The sequence below is a fragment of the Occallatibacter sp. genome, from assembly GCF_036502485.1.
Classification (GTDB): Bacteria; Acidobacteriota; Terriglobia; order Terriglobales; family Acidobacteriaceae; genus Telmatobacter.
This window is the reverse complement of record NZ_DASXYM010000154.1, coordinates 1-4,694: the sequence shown is the minus strand read 5'-3', so window position 1 is coordinate 4,694 and position 4,694 is coordinate 1. Positions and strand designations below refer to the sequence as shown.

5 protein-coding genes are annotated in these 4,694 nt (G+C 58.4%); all 5 read right to left on the bottom strand.

Annotation, left to right across the window (positions count from 1 at the left end):
- Positions 1–1,707 (bottom strand): ABC transporter permease (locus VGL22_RS19515; RefSeq protein ID WP_465268632.1); only part of this gene is annotated, 1,707 nt, incomplete at its 3' end.
- An 81-nt stretch (positions 1,708–1,788) separates the two neighbouring features.
- Positions 1,789–2,136, bottom strand: coding sequence for a PadR family transcriptional regulator (locus tag VGL22_RS19510; protein ID WP_465268631.1), 348 nt, complete (start codon positions 2,134–2,136; stop codon positions 1,789–1,791).
- A gap of 604 nt (positions 2,137–2,740) precedes the next feature.
- On the bottom strand, positions 2,741–3,196 hold the full coding sequence (locus VGL22_RS19505) for a hypothetical protein (RefSeq protein ID WP_465268630.1): 456 nt from the start codon (positions 3,194–3,196) through the stop codon (positions 2,741–2,743).
- 44 nt (positions 3,197–3,240) lie between these two features.
- The gene (locus tag VGL22_RS19500; protein WP_465268629.1) at positions 3,241–4,329 is read right to left on the bottom strand and encodes an IS630 family transposase; all 1,089 of its coding nucleotides are present in this window, start codon (positions 4,327–4,329) and stop codon (positions 3,241–3,243) included.
- Between the two features lie 183 nt (positions 4,330–4,512).
- The coding region (locus VGL22_RS19495) for a hypothetical protein (protein WP_465268628.1) at positions 4,513–4,694 on the bottom strand (182 nt) is incomplete at its 5' end.

Genomic DNA, 4,694 nt, shown 5'->3' with positions numbered 1-4,694 from the left:
CGACAGCTTGTCCGTTCCCTCTCTCACAAGTTGCGCCACGGGCGCCGTCTTCTGGAAGCGATCGCCACTGATCGACATCGCCATCGTCAGCACATTACGCTTGTCGTATCCCGGATTCACTGCTTGGAGCTTGAGGAGGGTGCGGATCAGCAGCGCCGCCCCGATCACCAGGATCAGCGCCATCGCCATCTCACTCACCACCAGCCCGGAACGCAGAGTCACGCTGCGAACGCTTTCGCCGCCTCGACTGCTGCTCTCATTCAGCGCCTCAGTAATATTCAGTCGCGAGGCGCGAATCGCGGGCACTAGCCCGAACAAAATTCCTGTCAGCACCGAGACGCCCAGCGTAAACAGAAGCACATGCAGGTCCATCCCAACCGCTTTTCCCCCTTCGCCGACCCGTGGAATGCCACTCGGCGCAATCGCCAGCAGCAGTCGCACACCAACCGCGCCCAGCACCAGCCCGAGCGCGCCGCCCATCAGCGACAACACCAGGCTTTCCGTCAGCAGTTGTCGCACAATTTGCCCGCGTCCGGCGCCCAGCGCGGCGCGTGTCGCCAGCTCGCGCTTCCGCCCTGTCGCACGCGCAAGCATCAGGTTTGCCACATTGGCGCACGCAATCAGCAGTACAAATCCCACAGCACCCATCAACACCCAAAGTGAGGTGCGCGAATCGCTGCCGGGCACTACCGTGCCGCCGAGAGCTCCACTGCCGCCCGCAATCACATCTTGCAGCGACGCGATGGCGAATCCATCCTGCGGGCCGATCGACGCTGCTCCGTAGGTGCGGCGATACTGGTCCGCGACCAGCTTCAGTTGCGCATTCGCCTCGGCCATGGTGATGCCCGGCTTCAGCCGTGCCGCCACATCGAAGTAATGGGATTGGTCCTGTGTATTGAAATCAAACTGAAACGGGAGCCACAGATCCGTTGGCATTTCGGTTACAAACCTTTTGCCAACCACGCCGACCACCAGGTAAGACTGCCCATCCAACTGAATTGTTGTGCCCACAATGTGCGCGTTCCCGCCGAATTGGCTCTTCCAAAGTCCGTAACTCAGCACAACGACCCTGCCCCCGTTTGGACTATCCTCCGCATCCGTGAATGGGCGCCCGGAAATCATCGGAGCGCCGAACATCGAGAAATAATCCGCCGATACGTGCATGGCTTGCACCTGTAGCGGACGATCGCCGCCCGTCACGCCCATCCCGGCGCCGTCGTCATACGCTGCTAACTGCGCAAAAATGCGCTTCTGCTGGCGCCACAGGTTGAACTTCGGCACATTCGCGCCATGTATCATCCCCAACGGCAGCGTGTTCATCATCGCCATCATTTCCTGCGGATGGGGATATGTCAGTGGCTTGAGCACAACCGTGTTGATTACCGAGAACACCGCCGTATTCACGCCAATCCCCACCGCGATCACAGTGATGGCAATGATGGTGAATCCTAGGGCCTTCCTGAGCGAACGCAGCGCAAACATGAGATCGCGCCGCACTACCTCCACCCAGGGGAGGGAACGATAGCGCCACTCCTCCGCCCGCACAGCATTCTGCGAGCCGAACTTGACTCGTGCCTGCCGCCGCGCCTCATCCGCGTCCACACCGCGCGCCGTCCGTAGATCCTCGTCATGCGCCAGGTGCGACCGAATCTCCTCGGCCAGCTCAGCATCCTTTGCCCGCCGCCCCACAAAACGTCGCAGATTCATATGTACCTCACACAATTACGAACTCGTCACAACCCGGGTAACCTGGCAAACCCGCGCCGCAGGCGCATTTGCCTCGGACGGTTAGTCCGCCCCCAGAATCAAACCGATCGCCCGCGTCATCTGCCACCACCGGCTCGTCTCCGCCGCCAGCTTCCGCTTCCCCGCAGCCGTCAACTGGTAAAACTTAGCCCGGCGATTGTTCTCGCTCACGCCCCACTTTGCCGCCACCAGTCCGCGGTCTTCCAGCCGATGCAGCGCCGGATAGAGCGAGCCCTGTTCCACCTCCAGCGCATTCTCTGAGGTGTGCTCAATCACCTGCGCGATCGTGTGCCCGTGCGCCGGCTCCATCACCAGCGTCCGTAGAATCAGCATGTCCAGCGTGCCCTGCAGCATCTCCCCCGCCGCCGGCCCTCTTTTGCTACGTTCCATCTCGTGCTCCCACTCGAATGTCTAGGCGAGAGCACTATACTCCACTCGAATGACATAGGAAAGTCCTCGAATCTCACAGCCCGATCCCATACCCAACCAGGAGCCTGGCCCATCAAGTCTCCCTACTGACACTTTTGCCAGTAGGCGGCCCCTCGCCAGCCCCGTACCTTCAACGCAGAGTCGGTACAAAATTCTTTGCGAATTGGAAGCACACAAGTCAGCAATGAAGTGTATGCCCGAGATGATGTCTGACGATCACGCGGCAATGGCACATGCCGAGGCTTACCTCGCCGCTCTCGAAAAATCTTTTGACCGGCGCGTTTATGAGTTCCCGCCGCGGCCTCTAAGGCGGCCAACCGGAAGCTGACCAAATCTCACTGACGCCGGATACTAACCGGCGAAGCTGGCGCTACGCCCGAGCACGAATGGGATTGCCTGCACCTCGGAACGGAAACAACCCAAAGATTTGAGGGCCTGTATCACTACACCGTCTATCACTACGGCACGATGTAGCCTCATGCGAACTCCCCAAACAGCCCCAGGGCAGTTGTGCAATAAGCTGTTGCACAATTGGCTCCTCCGGCCAGGCCTCGGCCAGAGCAGATCAGGCAACGACTTCACGCTCTTCGAGATGAGCTTTCATTTTCCGAAAGATCATCATCGAGCCACGCAATTCCCGGGTTAAATATCGTTTCAAATGGGGAGGTGAAATACTTATCGATTGCTTAATGCTGGCAAACTGATGCCCATATACATATGTGTCAGCTTGCCTGATCGCTCGGTCTAGGGTGACGATTTGAGGAGGTTCCCATCCCTTGTTCTTGATTGCGGAGCATCTTGCGACGATTCTCCCGCGTTCCTGAAACACGCCGCCGATTCCCTGCTCGACATCGAATGAGTTGTTTGCGACATATTCCGTCGAATACAGCTCTTTCATCCCCTCCATTCCGATCATCGCAGAGTATATGGGCTGAAAAAACCCGCTCGACTCCTTATGGCGGAAATCCTTTAGGATCGGCTTCATGCATCTTTCAATGCCGGGATGTACTTCGGTTTGCATGGGGCCGCTTTCGTGAAGTGCGACTTTTCTTAGAAAGGGAAAACCTAGTGTGCTGTCCCGGAAATACGCGAACATAGTCGAGCCAGTTTTTGGAGGATAGAGTCGGCGGTGGCGGTCCATGCAAAAGGACGGCAACTGCGGTTGTAGTGCTTGACGAAGTGGTCGATTCTGGTGATGAGATCTTTGACGCTGCTGAAGCTGCCGCGGCGGATGGCTTGCTGGGTAATGAGACCGAACCAGCGCTCGACCTGATTGAGCCAGGACGAGTAGGTGGGGGTGTAGTGCAGGTGAAAGCGGGGCCTTTGTGCGAGCCAGAGGCGCACCTTGGCATGCCTGTGGGTAGCGTAGTTGTCGACGATCAGATGAACATTCAGCTCTGGCGGCACCGCTTGGTCGATGCACTTGAGAAAGCTGAGAAACTCCTGATGGCGGTGGCGCGGCTTGCACTCGGTAAAGACAGTGCCGCTGGCAATATCGAGGGCGGCGAACAGTGTTGTGGTGCCGTGGCGGACATAGTCATGGGTGATGCCTTCCACGTAACCCAGGCCCATCGGCAGTACCGGCTGGGTACGATCGAGTGCCTGAACCTGCGACTTCTCATCCACCGAGAGCACGACCGCGTGATCGGGAGGATTCAGATAGAGCCCCACCACGTCGCGCACCTTTTCGACGAAGAAGGGATCGCTGGAGAGCTTGAAGTTCCGTGTGCGGTGAGGCTGGACGGCAAAGGCCTGGAAGATCCTGTGCACGGTGGACTTGGACAGACCGTTTGAATCGGCTGCCTGCCGGATACTCCATTGGCTTCCTGCAGGCGGCTTCTTCTTCAACGTGCGCCGGAGAAGGAGTGCGACCTTCTCATCGGAGACCGAGCGTGGCCGACCAGGTCGGAGTTCATCGTAAAGACCACGCAAGCGGTGCTCCACGAAGCGCTGCCGCCACTTGCCCACGGTGGCGTTGGTCCAGTTCAACTGCGACGCGATCTCGCTGTTGCTCTTGCCCTCAGCCGACCACAGCACAACCCTGGCACGGGCCACAAGAGCGTGAGGCAAACTGCGGGAAGCGGAGAAGCCGCGCAGCTCCGCTTCTTCTGCCGCGCTCAATTTCAGATCTGCTTTGGGTCGCCCAGTCAACATAACTGAGCTTATTCGATCTCTGCCCCTTATGCCATGTATTTCCGGGACAGCACACTAGGGCCTCAATGAAGCTGTAACCTCGGGTCGGGATATTGTCTTTGATGGATAGTGCCATGCTATGAAACTCAGGAGAGTTGAATGTTGAGCGGTCGAGCAGGCGCCAAAAGATAGTATCAGACGCGGTTACCGGACAACTGAGAGCACATATTTCGTGCGGAGGGCGCTTTCGCCTGCCGTCGCGTAGCGGTACGCTATCCGCATGATCCATGCACTGCTGTGCCGGCTACGCAACCTGCGTGACTGCAGGCTTACTGTGCTGTTCTCGGGGTTATCGGACTCTTCATCTACGCTTGGGAACAGGAGGT